This is a genomic window from Serratia sp. M24T3, from assembly GCF_000257645.1.
GTDB lineage: Bacteria > Pseudomonadota > Gammaproteobacteria > Enterobacterales > Enterobacteriaceae > Rouxiella.
This window is the reverse complement of the sequence record NZ_AJHJ01000004.1, coordinates 125,007-141,188: the sequence shown is the minus strand read 5'-3', so window position 1 is coordinate 141,188 and position 16,182 is coordinate 125,007. Positions and strand designations below refer to the sequence as shown.

Sequence of the window (16,182 nt, the reverse complement as noted above, 5' to 3'; positions counted from 1 at the left end):
CAACTTATGGAAAATTCGATGACCAAACATTATGACTATCTGGCAATCGGCGGCGGCAGCGGTGGTATCGCATCAATCAACCGCGCGGCCATGTATGGGCAAAAATGTGCCATTATCGAAGCAAAAGCACTCGGCGGCACCTGTGTAAACGTCGGTTGTGTTCCAAAGAAAGTGATGTGGCACGCGGCACAAATTTCCGAAGCGATCCGCAATTACGGCCCGGATTATGGCTTCGATACCCAAATCCTCAGCTTCAACTGGAAAACGCTGGTTGCTAACCGTACCGCTTATATCGACCGAATTCATACTTCTTACGACAACGTGCTGGGTAAAAATAATGTGGACGTGATCCACGGTTTTGCTCGTTTTGTTGATGCGCACACCGTAGAGGTTAATGGCGAAACGATCACTGCCGATCACATCCTGATCGCCACTGGCGGACGCCCAAGCCATCCTGATATTCCTGGCGCAGAATATGGTATCGACTCTGACGGTTTCTTCGATCTGCTGGAAATGCCGCAGCGCGTTGCCGTAGTGGGTGCAGGTTATATTGCGGTTGAAATTGCTGGCGTGATGAACGGCCTTGGCGCTGAAACCCACTTGTTTGTGCGTAAACACGCTCCGCTGCGCACCTTCGATCCCCTCATTGTTGAAACGCTGGTTGAAGTAATGAACACCGAAGGCCCGGCGTTGCACACCGAATCGATTCCAAAAGAAGTGGTCAAGAATGCCGACGGCAGCCTGACCCTGAAGCTGGAAAATGGCAAAGAGTTTGAAGTCGATAGCCTGGTCTGGGCAATTGGTCGTGAGCCAGAAACTGATCACTTCAACCTGAAAGCCACGGGCGTGAAAACCAACGAAAAAGGCTATATCGAAGTTGATAAGTATCAGAATACCAGTGTAAAAGGTATTTATGCCGTGGGTGATAATACAGGTGCAGTTGAGCTGACGCCGGTTGCCGTTGCAGCAGGTCGTCGACTGTCAGAACGCCTGTTTAACAACAAGCCTGACGAACATCTGGATTACAGCCTGATCCCGACAGTGGTCTTCAGCCATCCGCCAATCGGCACTGTTGGCCTTAACGAGCCGGAAGCTGAAGAAAAATACGGCAAAGAAAACGTTAAAGTTTATAAATCTTCTTTCACAGCAATGTATACCGCTGTGACTCAGCACCGTCAGCCATGCCGCATGAAGCTGGTTTGTGTGGGCAAAGAAGAGAAAATTGTCGGTATTCATGGTATTGGATACGGCATGGACGAAATTCTGCAAGGCTTCGCGGTGGCACTGAAAATGGGCGCAACCAAGAAAGACTTCGACAACACCGTGGCTATTCACCCAACCGGTGCTGAAGAATTTGTGACCATGCGTTAAGTTTTACGATTCGGGTCTCTTAGCGGGGACCCGAAACTTGCTTATCACTACTCGCTCGTCGAGGAGGCCCCCATTTCGCATCCTCTTGCTCTTCCTTCAATTGTTTGGCCCTTATTTCTTTAAATTCAATAACACTCTGAGGGAGTTCAAAAGGTCCATCCGTTATTTTAGCGCCTGGTATTTGATTGCCTAACTCCATGATTAACATCGACTGAGTATCCGGATTTTCCAGCAAAACTCCCTTTCTCAGCACTTCATTATTATTGAACTTTAATATTGCCTCGACATCATTTCTGCTTTCCATTTTTTTAATAAATTTTTCCATCACCTGCTCGGCATTATATTCACGTTGGAAATCAGGCCCGCTTGCGCCGAACGAAATCCGCATAGTCTGTGATCGCATTTCATAAATACCAAATGCAGGAGAGGTCTTCGAAACGTAAAAATAATCCCACATATGATCTTTCATTCTTCCAACACGATAAGGTTCAGTAGCATGCATTGATTCATGGAGTAAAATCTGTAATCGTCTCTCGTCTGAAAAGGTAAAGAAACTATCGGTAAAGGAAAGATCTCTATCATGAAAGTTATAAAAAGCGCCAACCGTCCTCTGCTTATCAGGATTATACATTGTTACAGATTTAAGAGGGATTTTTTGATTATTTATCTCCTGGTAGACTGTCATTAATGACTCAATATTTTCTTGCACACTTAGAATATCCTCACCAATTAAATTAGCTGAATTTTCGATACCTAAATAAGCCGAGACAATTTCCCTACCTCTATCTGTCACCAATACCTCTTTGGCCTTAACCAGAGTTTCTTGCATTTTAATTAAAGAATTAACCAACCTTTTACCGTTTACTTGATTATATCTTGTTATCTCAACAATTCCGCGACCGTTCACGCAGGCCCTGTTGAAAAGCCTATCCCAAAAGGTGCCTCGGGGAGGGGAAACCACATTTTGAGAGGGTCCATCTCGAGCGGTTTTTGTGTAGAGCGGTTCATCAATAATTTCATTTGGCCCAGTATCAATACTTTCACTCACTCCAAGCGCACCAAAGAGAGCATTAATTCCACCATCGATGGCCGCAACCAATCCTTTACGGCGTTTAGCTTCTGTATCACCATAAATTGCAATGTAAGCACCCACCTCCATTTTCACAGTGGCTGCCTCCAGCAGAATCAGGCTACCTACTCCAGGAAGGACCATGCTCACTAGCCCCGCCGCAACAATGATCGGCTGGAGATTCATCAGCACTTGCTCCCTAAACACCTCATCATTAGTAACAGTAAGCGTATTAGTATCCATTAACGTGCGCTTCTCAGCCTGTGATGCAAGCCAGCTAAAAAGGTCACCCTTAATATCGACTGATTCATAGTTAATATAGCTTTCATCCCATTCGCCACTGGCAATCCCTTCAAGCGCAGTGCCAACACCTGCATAAGTATGTCCATCCTGGCGATCGTATAAGGAAAAATGCTGCTCTAGGTGAGTTTTTTTATCTTTATCTCTCACCTGATTTAATACCCAGTTATTTAGTTCCTGAGCATTGTTGAATTCTACAAAACTCTCAGTTTCAGTCGGCTTATATAAAATAATTTTCCCGTCAAAACCGTGAATCAAAATAATATCAGTCGCATGATAGCCATAAATGGAAAATGTCGAAATTCTTAGCCCCTCTCTGTTAGAGAATTTCTTTTCTAGTTCATCCATGCTCATATTGGAGATTTGGCTAATATCTCCCAATGCCGCCATAATGACTGAACGTATCCCTGACTCAGATAAATTACTCGACTTACTGCTCATAAGACTAATGAACTTTCCTTTGCTCATGGTTCTAAAATTGCTGCCGTACACCTTCCAAAAATCCTTTAACGATCTCAAAAATCTATCACTGAAATTACTTTTCACCACAATATCAAGAAAGTCCTTGGGCAAAATTTTGACTTCGTTTTTAACACCGAAAAAATTCGCTTCAGCGCCTTGCGTATAAATTCCCGAGTTACCACTGAGTGCATCAGAATTAATTCGATCTTCGGCACCAAAGTTTTTTAGTAAAACTTGAGTCAAGGTATTGGACTCTTTGGGGTAACTGTTGTGCTCCCACCCTGTGTAACTTTGCGAGGAGCTCTCAGAAGATTCGAACCGGTTAAACCATGTATCATCAGGGTTTATATTCATCGAGTAGTATCGAGGGGTCTTGGAGATAACAGCCCTAAGATAATCTGACGCGTGCTCATATAACTGCGGATAATTATCTTTTACTTTATTAACGACTTTAAGATAGGCTTCTCTGTTTAACATTTGTGCTGCTTTTTGCTCCGAATCTAAAATATTTTCCAATAGCTTAGCGTTTCCGGGCTGATCTACCGTAGAGGGTTCATCATCGGGTTCAATACCGATTAAAGGACGGGCAAACACCTCGCTCCAGGGTAAGGTTTGCTGGATAACAAAGTCTACTGCACTGTCGAACTGGCCTAGTAATGTTTGCCCCTGATTGTAGGTTTGAGCAAGGAAACTCATGCCAGTGCCCATTTCCTGAGGGGAATAAATGGAATTCACACCATTATCTACGCAGTTTGTCCCCGCCTGGCCAAACAACTGAACCGCAGCTATTATTGCCTCTCCTTTGGCTGAAGGCACAGGTGCGAGATTGGACTCTTGTGGGAGTAAACCCTGACCGGGAACAATACGCTCGTACTGAGTTGCCAATCGCCAGTTATTACTACTATTAATAGATTTTTTATCAGAAGTGATTATTTTTTTGCTATTTGAAATATTATTTTCTGGAAAATTTATAAAGCCAGTATTCTTTTTTTCTATTTCACCAATTGATGTGTTTATTTCTTCAAGCCATACTGCTGTCAGCATATAAATTTCCTTATTTATTTTTTAAATTAAAATTAACTTTACGTTAGTACAGACTATGGTTATTAATGCAGATTAAAAAAATTAAGAGATGAAAAAATCAGCGTAATAATTCCTAAAACGAATAATTACCTTCATGAAAAAAGCGGAGCGCGTAAATCAATACATTAGCATGATATAAAACAAAATCTGTTTCTTGACGTAATTATATACTACACCTCGAAATGGTTTTAGAAGGCAATATTTTATACAAATATCTGAAACAAAGAATTTAATTAAAATAATTTAAATATAAGACTTTAATCAGGCCAGATTAATTTGGTTTTTTTATCTGGCCCAGACTCGATAGAATCGCCCTTGAGAGAGAGCCCGTTGTTCAAGACTCGAAATGCCGGGGCATGTTCACCTAAAATTGTTCACCTAAAACAATCGATTCATAACTATAATTAAGACGTTAAGTGCTCCTCGAGAAAATCTAGAAACGCTTTATTGACCTCACTGCGCTGGCGATGCTGCGGATAGACTGCGCTCAAGGTTAATGGCTCAGGATAGAAATCCTCCAGCACCGCCACTAATTTGCCCTCTTTTAATGCTGTCTCAACAATAAACTCAGGCAACAGCACCAGGCCTAGTCCTGCAACCGCAGCATCTTTCAACACTTCACCATTGTTACTGACAATCGGGCCGTGGACATCCAGCAACTTGCGTTTCCCGTTCTGCATCAGTTCCCAGCCGTTCTGGCCTTCGCGGCCATAGCGCAAACAGGCATGCTGTAGCAGGTCCTCGGGGACAATTGGCTTACCCATGCGATTTAAATAATCCGGGCTACAGCAAATCACGCGTTTCAAAACCTTCAAACGACGCGCAATCAGTGTTGAATCTGCAAGTAAACCAATGCGAATGGCGATATCAAAACCTTCGCCAATCATATCGACGTATCTATCCCCCAGCTCCACTTGGAATTGCACCGAGGGGTGCTGGCAAAGAAATTTAGCAATCAGCGGAGACAGATAACTCATACCAAAGGACATCGGAATACTTATCCTGAATGACCCCTGTAGCTCAAGCCGACGTTCCGAAACCGCCTGTTCCGCTTCCTGAATATCGTCCAAAATTTTCTGCGCATGTTGCGAAAAAACGTGTCCCGATTCGGTAACCGACAGCTTACGCGTATTGCGGATCAGCAAACGGACGCCGAGCGACGCCTCAAGCGCGGCCATCCTCCGGCTCACGTACTGTTTTGATAACAGCAACTGTTCAGCAGCTGCCGTAAAGTTTCCAGCCTTGATTACCGTGATGAAAATGCGGAGGTCTTCAATTTGCATGCTGTCGATCCCTGGTTTCTCGATGCCGTGTATTGTCAACTTAAAGGTGACAGTGTTTGTCATTCAAGCCATCTGTTACGCAAATCAGTTTACGGTTAATCTCTTTCTATCGGAAGGGCAAACGTCTTTCCCCCCAATAACTCAGGAGCACATCATGATCGAGCAAAGACTGTCTGAACAACGCGGATTAGGTGACCACGGCTGGCTGCACTCTCGTCATACTTTCTCGTTTGCGAGCTATTTTGATCCTAAACAGGTTGGTTTTTCTGACCTGCTGGTGATTAATGATGACAACGTCGCGGCATCTCGTGGCTTTGGTGCGCATCCTCACAGCAATATGGAAATTATTTCCTATGTATTGCAGGGTGAGTTAGCTCATAAGGATTCGATGGGCACCGGTTCGGTGATTATCCCTGGTGATGTGCAGCTGATGAGCGCGGGTTCTGGCGTGACGCACAGTGAGTTTAATAACTCTAAAACTGATGGCGTGCATTTCCTGCAAATCTGGATCGTGCCAGCAGAAAATGGCACCGAGCCTGGTTATCAGCAGGTTTCAGTAGCAGATGAAGAAAAACGCGGCAAACTGCGCCTAATCGTTTCTCCAACCGGCGATAACAACGCGCTGCGCGTTCGTCAGGATATCAAGATTTACTCAGGGCTTTTCGATGGTGCGGAACAGCAAACCATTGATCTTGATGCCGACCGCTACGCCTACATCCACGTTGCTCGCGGTAGCATCACCATTAACGGGATCACGTTTAAAGAAGGCGACGGCGCACGGGTTCGCAATGAACCCTCTCTGACCTTCACCGACGGTGATCAGGCAGAAGTATTGCTGTTTGACCTGCGCCCGGTAGAAGTGAACCATCCGCAGCGTTAATCTTTGAGCTTTAGAAAATTAGCATTATCAGGCCGGGGATTTTTTCTCCGGCTTTTTTATTTTCAAAAATTAAATCTCGGACCATTCACGCAGCAGGTTGTGATAGAGATTCAGCAGCGATAACACCTCTTCACTTTCGCCGTGGCGCGCTTTCAATGTCTGAATATTGCTGTCGAGTTCAAACAGCATGCCGCGCTTCTTGTCGTCACGGATCATCGATTGAATCCACATAAACGAGGCGACGCGGATACCCTGAGTGACCGGCGTAACGCAGTGCAGGCTGCTCGAGGGATAAAGGATTAAATCACCCGCCGCCAGCTTGACCGAATGCTGCCCGTAAGTGTCATTAACCACCAACTCCCCGCCTTCATAACTCTCTGGTTCACAAAGGAAAAGCGTGGCCGAGAGATCGGTACGCATCCAACCCGATTCGCCGTTGTTACGCACCGCGCCGTCAACGTGAAAGCCGTAGGTTTCATTTTGCTGATAGCGATTGAACAACGGAGCAGAAATATTGCGCGGCAAGGCAGCGGCAAAAAACAGCGGGCTATTTTGAAGTGCTTTTAATACCGTTGCCTGCAATCGCGGATAGACTTCGCTGCGCGTGTCAATTTGCTGGTTATTCTTCACTTGCGCGCCCTGACTGCCCACGGTAGCACGGCCATCAATCCACGGGGCTTTATCCAGTTCACGGCTAAAAGCGGCCAGCTCATTAGAATTCAATACTGCCGGAATACGATACATCATGGTGTTTATCTCACATGAAATCGTGGGGCAAGAAGCCCCACGTTCACTTTTTAAAATCAGATTTAGAAATGCACGTTCGCTGTCAGCTTAAACGTTCTTTCTTCACCCGGATGGTAGCGATAGCCGCTCTTGTTAATCGACGCAACGTAATCTTTGTTGAAGATATTATAAACGTTGAGCTGAAGATCCAGATTGCGGTTTACGCGATAACCGGCTTTCGCATCGGCTACCCAGTAGCCTTCTGTGTAAGAAGGAGTGCCGACAGCGCCATCGGTTCCACGGCTCAAACCGCCGACGTAGCGCGCGCCGCCGCCCACCGACCAGTCATCGCTGACCTGATATTGGCTCCACAGGGTGAAGGCGTGTTTTGGCGTGTAAGGCAGAGAGGACGAGCCTTCAGCGGTCTCGACAGCACCTGATTTCACTGTCGCATGCTGCTGGGTATAACCCGCCATTACCTGCCAGGCCGGGGTAATATTTCCACTTGCCGACAGCTCGTAGCCCTCTACTCGCTTAGTGCCGTATTGGGAATAGGTGCCGTCGTCGTTGGCTTCCACGTCGTTTTCAATATTGGTACGGAAGAGCGCGGCCGCCAGCTGCAAGCGCTTATCCAACACTTCCCACTTGGTGCCGACTTCTGTGGTCTTGGCTTTCTGTGGTTTAAAGTCGGTGCGATTGGCGCTATTGCCTGTGCCACCCGCAGCCAGAGCAAAAGTGCTGCCGCCCGGAGGCTGTTGCGAGATAGCGTAGTTGGCATAAACATTGCCGTTTTCAGTCAAGTGATACAGCGCGCCCAGCTTCCAGTTAACCAGATTGCCCGAGGTATTGGTGTCCACCGTGGTTATTGGAGTGTTTTTTGGAACGCCAGCCGGACAGGCGACAGCTCCACGACCGCTTGCACCGCAGGCAGTCACGCTATCATAAGAGGTGTGATAGTTATCCAGTCGAATCCCGCCATTCACCTCAAATTGTTGTGTAATTTGCAGAGTATCGAAGGCGTAAATTCCAAAGGTGTCAGTAGTTCCGTTGGCGTTCGCGCCGTTGCGGGTCAGTCCACCGATAGAGATATCGCTGTTCGGATGGTAAATATTAACCGGCGGAGGTGTCAGCGCATTGACACCATAGTTGGTCTGTTCTTCACGAGTTAACTCGATACCGGCGCTGATATCATGGCCAATAGCTCCAGTCTTGAATTTACTGGTGATATTCGTCTGGTTAGTCAGGATCTTGTTGCTGACATCTTTGGTGTTTGCCAGACGCCCGATTGACCATGAGTCAACATCGCTACTCGGACGAGTGATGTTCGAATCCGCCGCCATAAAGGCGCTCAGCAAGTAATCCTGCTTAATTTGCGACCAGCGAGTGGTGTTGCGAATAGTCGTGTTTTCCGAAAAATCGTGCTCGAAGCGCATCGTCACAGTATTGGTTGTCGAATCATCATAATCCGAATCAGTACCGTAGAAATTATGGCTGTTGACCTTGCCGGAAGAGTTCAGCGCAGAAGTGGCGGCCGAAGGTGCGCCATAGCTCGGCAATCCAATGGTCGGTACTCCGCCGTCTGGCGTATTGTGCTGGGTAACATGCAGATAGTTAAGATAAAGACGGTTGGCCGTTCCCAAGCCAAAGGCTATAGAAGGAGCTATCCCGTAGCGCTCGTTTTGCACTTTATCACGGCTGGCGTCATGGGTTTTTTCGCCCATCAGATTCAAACGAAACGCGGTGGTGTCGTTCACCATCTGGTTATAGTCCAAAGTGCTGCGACGGAACCAGGCACTACCCACGGCGACCGAGGCATCCAGGCCGGTATCCATGCGTGGCTGTTTGCTGATCATATTGATTGATCCGGTTGGCGCACTGCGACCGTAGTCACTGCCCGATGGCCCTTTAATCACTTCAACTTGTTCAGTGTTAAAGGTATCGCGCGACACACTGCCGATATCTCGAATGCCGTCAACATAAATGCTGTTTGAAGTATCAACGCCGCGCATGTAAACCGCATCTCCCGTTGAGGAGCTACCATTTTCACCGGCATAAAATGCGCCTACACCCGGAACGTTTTTCAGCGCATCGGTCAGATTGGTAACACCCTGATCGTTAAGCACCTGCTTCGGGATAACCGTGATGGTGCGCGTGGTATCAACCAGCGGACGGCTAAATTTCGGATCGGCAGATTGCCGAGTTGCATAAAGAGACGGGGCCTGAGCCTCAACAACCAGAGTATCTTCTTGTTTAGAATCACTATTACTAGCCGCCTGTGCAAAGCCTGGTGACGAGATGCCGATGCACAAACCTGTAAACAACGTCAGAGAATTGAAACTGCTAAAAGGTAAATTGGGGTTCTTTTCCATTTTTCGTTATTAGTTTTAAATTGTTAATTTATGCCTATCATGCAGATAACCGACTGCCTAAGAATTTTATTCCTCAGGAAAACAGTCGGTTATCGTATCTAATCATGACTCATTAAATGATAAAGATAATAGTTATCATTTATGTTCTTATTTTTATCACGAAAAGCAGACAAAAAAAATACATTCCTTTACGGTTTGCATACATTTAGAACATTTTGATGTATTAAGAGACTGAATTGGCAGGTTTTATCGGGATTGGGAAGTGTGAACTGAAGCCGATTTTAACCGGCCCAGTAAACCGCTATGCGGAGATGAGGTTAGAAATTTCAATAAGATTACAATCGGGATCGCGGATATAAACCGATAATATAGCGCCTCGTGCGCCAGTGCGTTCAACAGGCCCCTCTTCAATAATTACACCCAATGCATTGATTTCATTGATTACTTCAGCCAAGGGTGTCGAACTGATAAAACAGAGATCCGCAGAACCTGGCGTCGGCGCTTTGGCTTTAGGTTCAAATTCTTTGCCAAGCTGATGAAGATTAATTTTTTGCTGCCCAAACGCCAACGCCTTGCGATCGCCTTTAAAGGTGACCACCTCAAATCCCAACACCTGCTGGTAAAATTCTATGCTGGTATCAATGTCAGCCACGGTAAGAACTAGATGATCTAAATTGTCGATTTTCACGTGCCTTTCCTCTTTTTACAGCAATAATGAGTTACTTTATTAACTTTTACCCGCCACAGGGGGTAATTAATAAAATACCCTCTTCAGGGGGTAAAACGATATTTACCCTCTCTAACGGGTAAGCTTGTTTTTACCCGCTACAGGGGGTATTGTTTTATCTACAGACAACGCCCATCAAATCCTGCCATTAAATATAGCTAATCTTTATTCAGGGTACGGCGCTGCATTAAAGAGGCCCAATGAAAATTACATCCCCCAAACAATTAGCTATTTATCTGAGAGACTTGAGAAAAACGCAGAAAATCAGTCAAACAGATTTGGCAAGCCGGGTAGGTATCAAGCAGGACACTATCTCGAAGTTCGAGCAAAATCCGGATACCACCAAAATAGAAACATTCTTCAAGATTTTGTCGGCATTGAATCTGGAACTGCATGTTGAAGCAAAAGGTGAAAACAAACGCTCACAAGGATGGACAGAAGAATGGTAACAAGCCGCCTGTCTGTTTATATGAATGGATTTCTTATAGGGACACTGCTTCAGGAAAAAAATGGTGCGCACTCTTTTATTTACGCCCCATCGTGGTTAGAAACCACTGATGCACGCCCTATTTCACTCTCTCTACCATTACGTTACGAAAAATATGATGGCGCAGAAGTGTATAATTTTTTTGATAATCTGCTGCCAGACAACCGCACTGTTCGAGAGCGTATAGCTGCTAAATATCACGCTAAATCAATGCAGCCTTTTGACCTCCTTTATGAGATCGGCAGGGATTGCGTCGGCGCTTTGCTATTGCTCCCAGAAGGTGAAGCACTTCCAGAACTGAAAATCATCAATGGGCGCAAACTAAGCGAATCTCAACTCGCTTCGATATTGGAGAGTTATAAAAGAGAGGCAATAGCCGATAAATACTCTGAAGATGACTTTCGAATTTCAATTGCAGGCGCGCAGGAAAAAACCGCTTTATTAAACTACAAAAAATCCTGGCAACTGCCTCAGGGCATTACACCTACCACGCATATTTTTAAGCTCCCGATGGGTACTATCCAAAGTCACAGCCATACCCTTGATCTTCGAGATAGCGTAGAGAATGAATGGTTGTGCATGCGAATCGCAAGAGCCTATGGACTGAATGCGGCAAACTGCGAAATGATAAAAGCAGGAGAGGTAAAAGCCCTTGCGGTAGAGCGTTTTGATCGGCGTTTTTCCACAGATCAATCTTGGATAATCAGGCTGCCACAAGAAGATTTCTGTCAGATTCAAGGTATTTCCTCGGCACAAAAATATGAAAGTGACGGCGGACCTGATATTGCCAATATTATGCAGCTATTGCTGGGTTCAGATAATGCAGAGCAAGATCGGATCTTCTTTATGAAATCCATTGTGCTGTTTTGGCTGCTGGCAGCTACCGATGGGCATGCTAAAAACTTTTCAATTTTCATTCGCCCTAATGGTGGCTACAGACTCACTCCACTTTATGACATTCTTTCTTGTTATCCGATGCTCGGCGGCACAGGCATGGCAAAGCAAGATATCCAGTTAGCAATGAGTCTTTCCTCGACCAAAAAGGGCAAGAAGTATCACTGGCAAACCATCTTCCCACGGCACTTTCTGGCAACGGCAAAGAAATGCGGATTTGACGAGCAAACTATGCGCGAAATAATGACTGAGTTCTTTGAAAGGACTCCCGGGGTATTGCTTCAGATTAGGGATGAACTTCCTGAAAATTTCCCTGAGAAAATCAGTAGCTCTATTCTTAATGGGATTGAGAAAAGCTATAAAAGATTGGGTAATCTGCCTGAATAAAACGTTTTATTTTGCAGAGCCAATAACAAAAATTGGCTCTGCCAGAATTTTGTTAAGCCTTACGCGCCGGAGCTTTATGCACCATGGTGTAAGCGTAATCCACACCCATTCCGTATGCGCCGCTGTGCTCGCGAACCAGACTCATCACCGCGTCGTATGTCTCTTTTCGTGACCAGTCTCGCTGGTATTCCAACAATACCTGCTGCCAGGTTACTGGCACTGCGCCAGCCTGTACCATACGGTCAATTGAGCGCTCATGAGCATCCACGCTGGTGCCGCCAGAAGTATCAGTCACCACGTAAACTTCATAACCTTCGTTCATCGCCATTAATGCCGGGAAAGTCAGACAAACTTCAGTCCATAGCGCTGAAATAATCAGTTTCTTACGACCGGTGGCCTTCACTGCGTTAACAAAACCTTCGTCTTCCCATGAATTCATCGAGGTGCGCTCAATCGGTTTTACATCTGGATGAACCGCCAAAAGTTCAGGCCAGATATATCCACTGAAACTTTCTGTTTCTACCGACGTGTAAATCACCGGCACGTTAAATACCTTGCCAGCTTTCGCCAGAGCAACGGTGTTATTTTTAAGCTGTTGACGATCGATATTCGCGACGCCAAAAGACATTTGTGGTTGATGGTCGATAAAAATCAGGGTTGAATTTTTTGGGTCAAGCAGTTCGAATTTGGACATTATATTTTTCCTCTCAGAGAGTATTGTTGAGTTATTAACTTGTGAAATTTAATTTGTTTTTTTGTTTCATCTTGCTGCTGGAATTAACAATAGGCGAGGTTGAATCAATCTGATAGCGGAAAGAATTTGCGATGTTGTTCAAAATTTTTTGACAGGTTAGATGATGAGAATAATGCTTTCTTTCAATCAATTACTCGGGGAAAAACATTTAATAAACTACTTGGGATTTCCATTACCTATTAATCAGACCCGCAGAGCAGCATTTTTTATCGGGTGCGAAATAGCCACAATGCGGTATCATTTATTTAATGAATTTAAAGAAATTTCCTTAGCCCACTTCTTACGCTGACTATTCTCATGACCCTTAACGTGCACGCTCCGCTTCAGCCTGTTTTCGACGGTCACAATGACCTTTTGCTTCGCCTGTGGTTGAACGAGTCGCCAGATCCTGTCGCACAGTTTTTGGATGGCAAAACAGACGAAAAATCCAAGGGTCATCTGGACCTGCCGCGCATTAAGGCTGGCGGTTTTGCCGGAGGACTGTTTGCGGTGTTTATTCCCCCAGCCTCTTATATGCCAAAGCTAAAGCCGAATGCCACGCCACAGCCGCACGATGCATTGGAGATTACTCATCAGCAAATCAACCTGTTGCAGCGTATCGAGCGCCAATCGGCGGGGCGGGCCAAAATCTGTCGCACAGTCAATGAAATTGAAAGCTGTATCGAGCAGGGCGTGCTGGCGATGGTGCTGCACATTGAAGGCGCGGAGGCGATCGACGTTTCGCTCGGCAATCTTGATGAGTTTTATCAGTTGGGGCTGCGCAGTATCGGGCCGCTGTGGAATCTGCCAAATCAGTTTGGCGTCGGTGTGACCGGAGATTTTCCCGGCTCCCCCGACAGCGGCGATGGCCTGACGCTGGCCGGTTTAAGCCTGCTGCGCGCCTGCAATCGTAAAAAAATTCTGATTGATGTTTCGCACATGAATGAAAAGGCCTTTTGGCAGACCGCCCGCTTTAGCGATGCGCCTTTGGTTGCGACTCATTCCAATGCGCATGCGTTGTGCGCCCAACCGCGCAATTTGACGGATCGGCAGTTGGCGGCGATTGCGGAAAGCGACGGCTTTGTCGGGGTGAATTTCGGCAATGCCTTCCTGCGTGCCGACGGCAAACGTGACGCGGACACGCCGCTGGAAAGAATCATTCAACACATTGATTATCTTATTGAAAAAGTAGGAGAAGACAATGTCGGGCTGGGATCTGACTTTGACGGAATCAGTGTACCGGAAGCGTTAGGCGATGTTAGCGGCCTGCCTTTGCTATTACAGGCAATGAAACAAGCCGGTTACAATAACGCGCTGATTGAGAAACTCGCCTGTCGCAACTGGTTAAAAGTTTTAAAGCAAACTTGGGGTGTTTAACCTCAAAAAGGGCAGATAGCGCGCTTTTTAAGCCATTCCCCTATACTTTACGTGGTTGATATCACTTTAGCTTAGGAGGAACATCTGCCGCGCCAAATTTTCAATATTTGACAACGAGCACTTCATCTGCCGGAATTATTATCGGCAAGATGAATTTTTTAACCTGCAACACCAAGAGGAGTCGACCATGACTACATGGACCAAACCTAAATTTGTAGATCTGCGCCTGGGCTTAGAAGTTACTCTGTACATCTCTAACCGCTAATCCCTCATGCCCGTAGTTCGCTGCGGGCATTTTTCCTTTTCCAACTCCTGGTCTACACATGCTGATTAACGTTCTTGGTTCCGCTGCGGGCGGTGGCTTCCCACAGTGGAACTGCAACTGCAACAACTGTCAGGGCGTGCGCAATGGCACCATGAAAACCTCGGCACGTACGCAATCCTCAATTGCTATCAGTGATGACGGTATTGATTGGGTGCTGTGTAACGCTTCTCCCGACGTCTGCCATCAAATTGCCGCCACGCCAGACTTGATAAAACACGGTGTGTTACGCGGCACTGCCATTGGCTCAATTATTCTTACGGATAGCCAGATTGATCACAGCGCCGGCTTGCTCAATTTGCGCGAAGGCTGTCCGCATCAGGTCTGGTGTACCCCTGAGGTTCATCAGGATCTGACCACCGGTTTTCCGGTGTTTACCATGCTTTCCCATTGGAACGGCGGCCTGGTTCATCATGCGATTGATCCTGATGAAGCCTTCTCGACTGCAGTTTGCCCGGCACTGAAATTTACTGCCATTCCATTATTAAGCAACGCCCCGCCGTATTCTGAATATCGCGGCAAGCCGCTGCCGGGCCACAATATTGCGCTGTTTATCGAAGATACCCGCACTGGTAAGACGCTGATGTATGCGCCCGGTCTCGGCGAACCCGATGACGCCCTGATGGGCTGGCTGAAAAAAGCCGACTGCCTGCTGATTGATGGAACTTTGTGGCGTGACAACGAGCTGGCTAACACTGGCGTCGGGCGCAATACCGGTAAAGATATGGGGCATCTGGCACTGGCCGAAAAGCAAGGCCTGATGGAGCTGCTTTCTTCGCTGCCTGCCGAGCGCAAGATCCTCATTCATATTAACAATACCAACCCAATTCTCGATGAATCTTCTGCTGAAAGGCAGGCTCTGAATGAGCAAGGTATCGAAGTCAGTTGGGACGGCATGCGCATTGAACTTTAGGAAACATAGATGAACTCATTTAATTCCTCGGCGGCACTTATGACGCCACAAGAGTTTGAACAGGCCCTGCGCGCCAAAGGGGCTTATTATCATATTCACCACCCTTATCATATTGCGATGCACAATGGCCAGGCTACGCGTGAACAGATCCAGGGTTGGGTTGCCAATCGTTTCTATTATCAGACCAGTATTCCGATGAAAGATGCGGCGATCATGGCAAACTGCCCAGATGCGCAAACGCGTCGCAAATGGGTTCAGCGTATTCTCGACCACGACGGTCAAGGCGATAATGAAGGCGGAATTGAAGCCTGGTTGCAGCTGGGAGAGGCCGTGGGCCTTGACCGCGAAGTGCTGTTGTCAGAAAAAATGGTGCTTCCCGGCGTGCGTTTCGCGGTTGATGCCTACGTCAACTTTGCCCGTCGCGCCGTGTGGCAGGAGGCGGCCTGCAGCTCGCTGACCGAGCTGTTCGCGCCGCAAATTCATCAGTCTCGTCTCGACAGCTGGCCTAATCACTACACCTGGATCCAGCCAGAAGGTTATCACTACTTCCGTAGCCGCCTGAGTCAGGCAAATCGCGACGTCGAGCACGGTTTGGCGTTGGCACTGGAGTACTGTAATACCGTTGAGAAGCAGCAGCGTATGCTGGAAATCCTGCAGTTCAAGCTGGATATTCTATGGACCATGCTCGACTCAATGACCATGGCCTACGAGCTTGACCGCGCGCCTTACCACAGCGTAACGCAGCAGCCGGTGTGGCATAGAGGAAAGCTTCTGTGATCGAAATTAACGTCAATCAGGT

14 protein-coding genes are annotated in these 16,182 nt (G+C 46.7%); 8 read left to right on the top strand and 6 right to left on the bottom strand.

Annotation, left to right across the window (positions count from 1 at the left end; all coding sequences use genetic code 11):
• Window positions 1–18 precede the first annotated feature (18 nt).
• Window positions 19–1,371: a glutathione-disulfide reductase gene (gene gorA, locus SPM24T3_RS05205; protein ID WP_009635662.1), complete on the top strand. Its 1,353-nt coding sequence runs from the start codon at window positions 19–21 to the stop codon at window positions 1,369–1,371.
• A 19-nt stretch (window positions 1,372–1,390) separates the two neighbouring features.
• Here gorA and SPM24T3_RS05200 read toward each other — a convergent pair whose 3' ends face one another.
• Together SPM24T3_RS05200 and SPM24T3_RS05195 are read right to left on the bottom strand one after the other, a co-directional pair.
• Window positions 1,391–4,246 (bottom strand): dermonecrotic toxin domain-containing protein, encoded by a 2,856-nt coding sequence (locus tag SPM24T3_RS05200; RefSeq protein ID WP_009635661.1) that lies wholly within the window; start codon window positions 4,244–4,246, stop codon window positions 1,391–1,393.
• A gap of 443 nt (window positions 4,247–4,689) precedes the next feature.
• Window positions 4,690–5,568, bottom strand: coding sequence for a LysR family transcriptional regulator (locus tag SPM24T3_RS05195; RefSeq protein WP_009635660.1), 879 nt, complete (start codon window positions 5,566–5,568; stop codon window positions 4,690–4,692).
• A 154-nt stretch (window positions 5,569–5,722) separates the two neighbouring features.
• Here SPM24T3_RS05195 and SPM24T3_RS05190 point away from each other — a divergent pair, with 154 nt between their 5' ends.
• On the top strand, window positions 5,723–6,448 hold the full coding sequence (locus tag SPM24T3_RS05190; protein ID WP_009635659.1) for a pirin family protein: 726 nt from the start codon (window positions 5,723–5,725) through the stop codon (window positions 6,446–6,448).
• A 69-nt stretch (window positions 6,449–6,517) separates the two neighbouring features.
• On the opposite strand, the gene ybiX is transcribed toward SPM24T3_RS05190, so the two are convergent.
• The 3 genes from ybiX to SPM24T3_RS05175 all read right to left on the bottom strand — a co-directional run bounded on the left by ybiX (window position 6,518) and on the right by SPM24T3_RS05175 (window position 10,231).
• Complete coding sequence (gene ybiX / locus SPM24T3_RS05185) at window positions 6,518–7,195, bottom strand: PKHD-type hydroxylase YbiX (protein ID WP_009635658.1); 678 nt, start codon at window positions 7,193–7,195, stop codon at window positions 6,518–6,520.
• 62 nt (window positions 7,196–7,257) lie between these two features.
• Window positions 7,258–9,543, bottom strand: a complete 2,286-nt coding sequence (locus SPM24T3_RS05180) for a catecholate siderophore receptor Fiu (protein WP_009635657.1) — start codon at window positions 9,541–9,543, stop codon at window positions 7,258–7,260.
• Between the two features lie 301 nt (window positions 9,544–9,844).
• Complete coding sequence (locus SPM24T3_RS05175; RefSeq protein WP_009635656.1) at window positions 9,845–10,231, bottom strand: VOC family protein; 387 nt, start codon at window positions 10,229–10,231, stop codon at window positions 9,845–9,847.
• A gap of 239 nt (window positions 10,232–10,470) precedes the next feature.
• On the opposite strand from SPM24T3_RS05175, the gene hipB reads away from it, so the two are divergent.
• Both hipB and SPM24T3_RS05165 read left to right on the top strand, forming a co-directional pair.
• The gene (gene hipB, locus SPM24T3_RS05170) at window positions 10,471–10,719 is read left to right on the top strand and encodes a type II toxin-antitoxin system antitoxin HipB (protein ID WP_009635655.1); all 249 of its coding nucleotides are present in this window, start codon (window positions 10,471–10,473) and stop codon (window positions 10,717–10,719) included.
• The gene (locus tag SPM24T3_RS05165; RefSeq protein WP_009635654.1) at window positions 10,713–12,038 is read left to right on the top strand and encodes a type II toxin-antitoxin system HipA family toxin; all 1,326 of its coding nucleotides are present in this window, start codon (window positions 10,713–10,715) and stop codon (window positions 12,036–12,038) included. The genes hipB and SPM24T3_RS05165 overlap by 7 nt, the downstream gene beginning before the upstream one ends.
• Before the next feature lie 52 nt (window positions 12,039–12,090).
• Here the strand turns inward: SPM24T3_RS05165 and SPM24T3_RS05160 are convergent, their stop codons facing one another.
• Window positions 12,091–12,732, bottom strand: a complete 642-nt coding sequence (locus SPM24T3_RS05160) for a hydrolase (RefSeq protein ID WP_009635653.1) — start codon at window positions 12,730–12,732, stop codon at window positions 12,091–12,093.
• 357 nt (window positions 12,733–13,089) lie between these two features.
• On the opposite strand from SPM24T3_RS05160, the gene SPM24T3_RS05155 reads away from it, so the two are divergent.
• The 4 genes from SPM24T3_RS05155 (at window position 13,090) to pqqC (ending at window position 16,160) form a co-directional block, all read left to right on the top strand.
• Window positions 13,090–14,148, top strand: a complete 1,059-nt coding sequence (locus SPM24T3_RS05155; protein WP_009635652.1) for a dipeptidase — start codon at window positions 13,090–13,092, stop codon at window positions 14,146–14,148.
• Between the two features lie 187 nt (window positions 14,149–14,335).
• A complete protein-coding gene (pqqA, locus tag SPM24T3_RS24515; RefSeq protein WP_038328232.1) occupies window positions 14,336–14,413 on the top strand; it encodes a pyrroloquinoline quinone precursor peptide PqqA in 78 nt (25 codons plus the stop codon).
• Window positions 14,414–14,471: 58 nt separating this feature from the next.
• Window positions 14,472–15,383 (top strand): pyrroloquinoline quinone biosynthesis protein PqqB, encoded by a 912-nt coding sequence (gene pqqB, locus SPM24T3_RS05150; protein ID WP_009635651.1) that lies wholly within the window; start codon window positions 14,472–14,474, stop codon window positions 15,381–15,383.
• Between the two features lie 9 nt (window positions 15,384–15,392).
• Window positions 15,393–16,160 (top strand): pyrroloquinoline-quinone synthase PqqC, encoded by a 768-nt coding sequence (gene pqqC, locus SPM24T3_RS05145; RefSeq protein WP_009635650.1) that lies wholly within the window; start codon window positions 15,393–15,395, stop codon window positions 16,158–16,160.
• Window positions 16,161–16,182: the final 22 nt, after the last annotated feature.

Bases quoted from the DNA above. Each gene is read 5' to 3' on its own strand.
- SPM24T3_RS05190 (WP_009635659.1), top strand. From the start codon at position 5,723: ATGATCGAGCAAAGACTGTCTGAACAACGCGGATTAGGTGACCACGGC.
- ybiX (WP_009635658.1), bottom strand. From the start codon at position 7,195: ATGATGTATCGTATTCCGGCAGTATTGAATTCTAATGAGCTGGCCGCT.
- SPM24T3_RS05195 (WP_009635660.1), bottom strand. From the start codon at position 5,568: ATGCAAATTGAAGACCTCCGCATTTTCATCACGGTAATCAAGGCTGGA.
- SPM24T3_RS05200 (WP_009635661.1), bottom strand. From the start codon at position 4,246: ATGCTGACAGCAGTATGGCTTGAAGAAATAAACACATCAATTGGTGAA.
- pqqB (WP_009635651.1), top strand. From the start codon at position 14,472: ATGCTGATTAACGTTCTTGGTTCCGCTGCGGGCGGTGGCTTCCCACAG.
- SPM24T3_RS05180 (WP_009635657.1), bottom strand. From the start codon at position 9,543: ATGGAAAAGAACCCCAATTTACCTTTTAGCAGTTTCAATTCTCTGACG.
- gorA (WP_009635662.1), top strand. From the start codon at position 19: ATGACCAAACATTATGACTATCTGGCAATCGGCGGCGGCAGCGGTGGT.
- pqqC (WP_009635650.1), top strand. From the start codon at position 15,393: ATGAACTCATTTAATTCCTCGGCGGCACTTATGACGCCACAAGAGTTT.
- pqqA (WP_038328232.1), top strand. From the start codon at position 14,336: ATGACTACATGGACCAAACCTAAATTTGTAGATCTGCGCCTGGGCTTA.
- SPM24T3_RS05160 (WP_009635653.1), bottom strand. From the start codon at position 12,732: ATGTCCAAATTCGAACTGCTTGACCCAAAAAATTCAACCCTGATTTTT.
- hipB (WP_009635655.1), top strand. From the start codon at position 10,471: ATGAAAATTACATCCCCCAAACAATTAGCTATTTATCTGAGAGACTTG.
- SPM24T3_RS05155 (WP_009635652.1), top strand. From the start codon at position 13,090: ATGACCCTTAACGTGCACGCTCCGCTTCAGCCTGTTTTCGACGGTCAC.
- SPM24T3_RS05165 (WP_009635654.1), top strand. From the start codon at position 10,713: ATGGTAACAAGCCGCCTGTCTGTTTATATGAATGGATTTCTTATAGGG.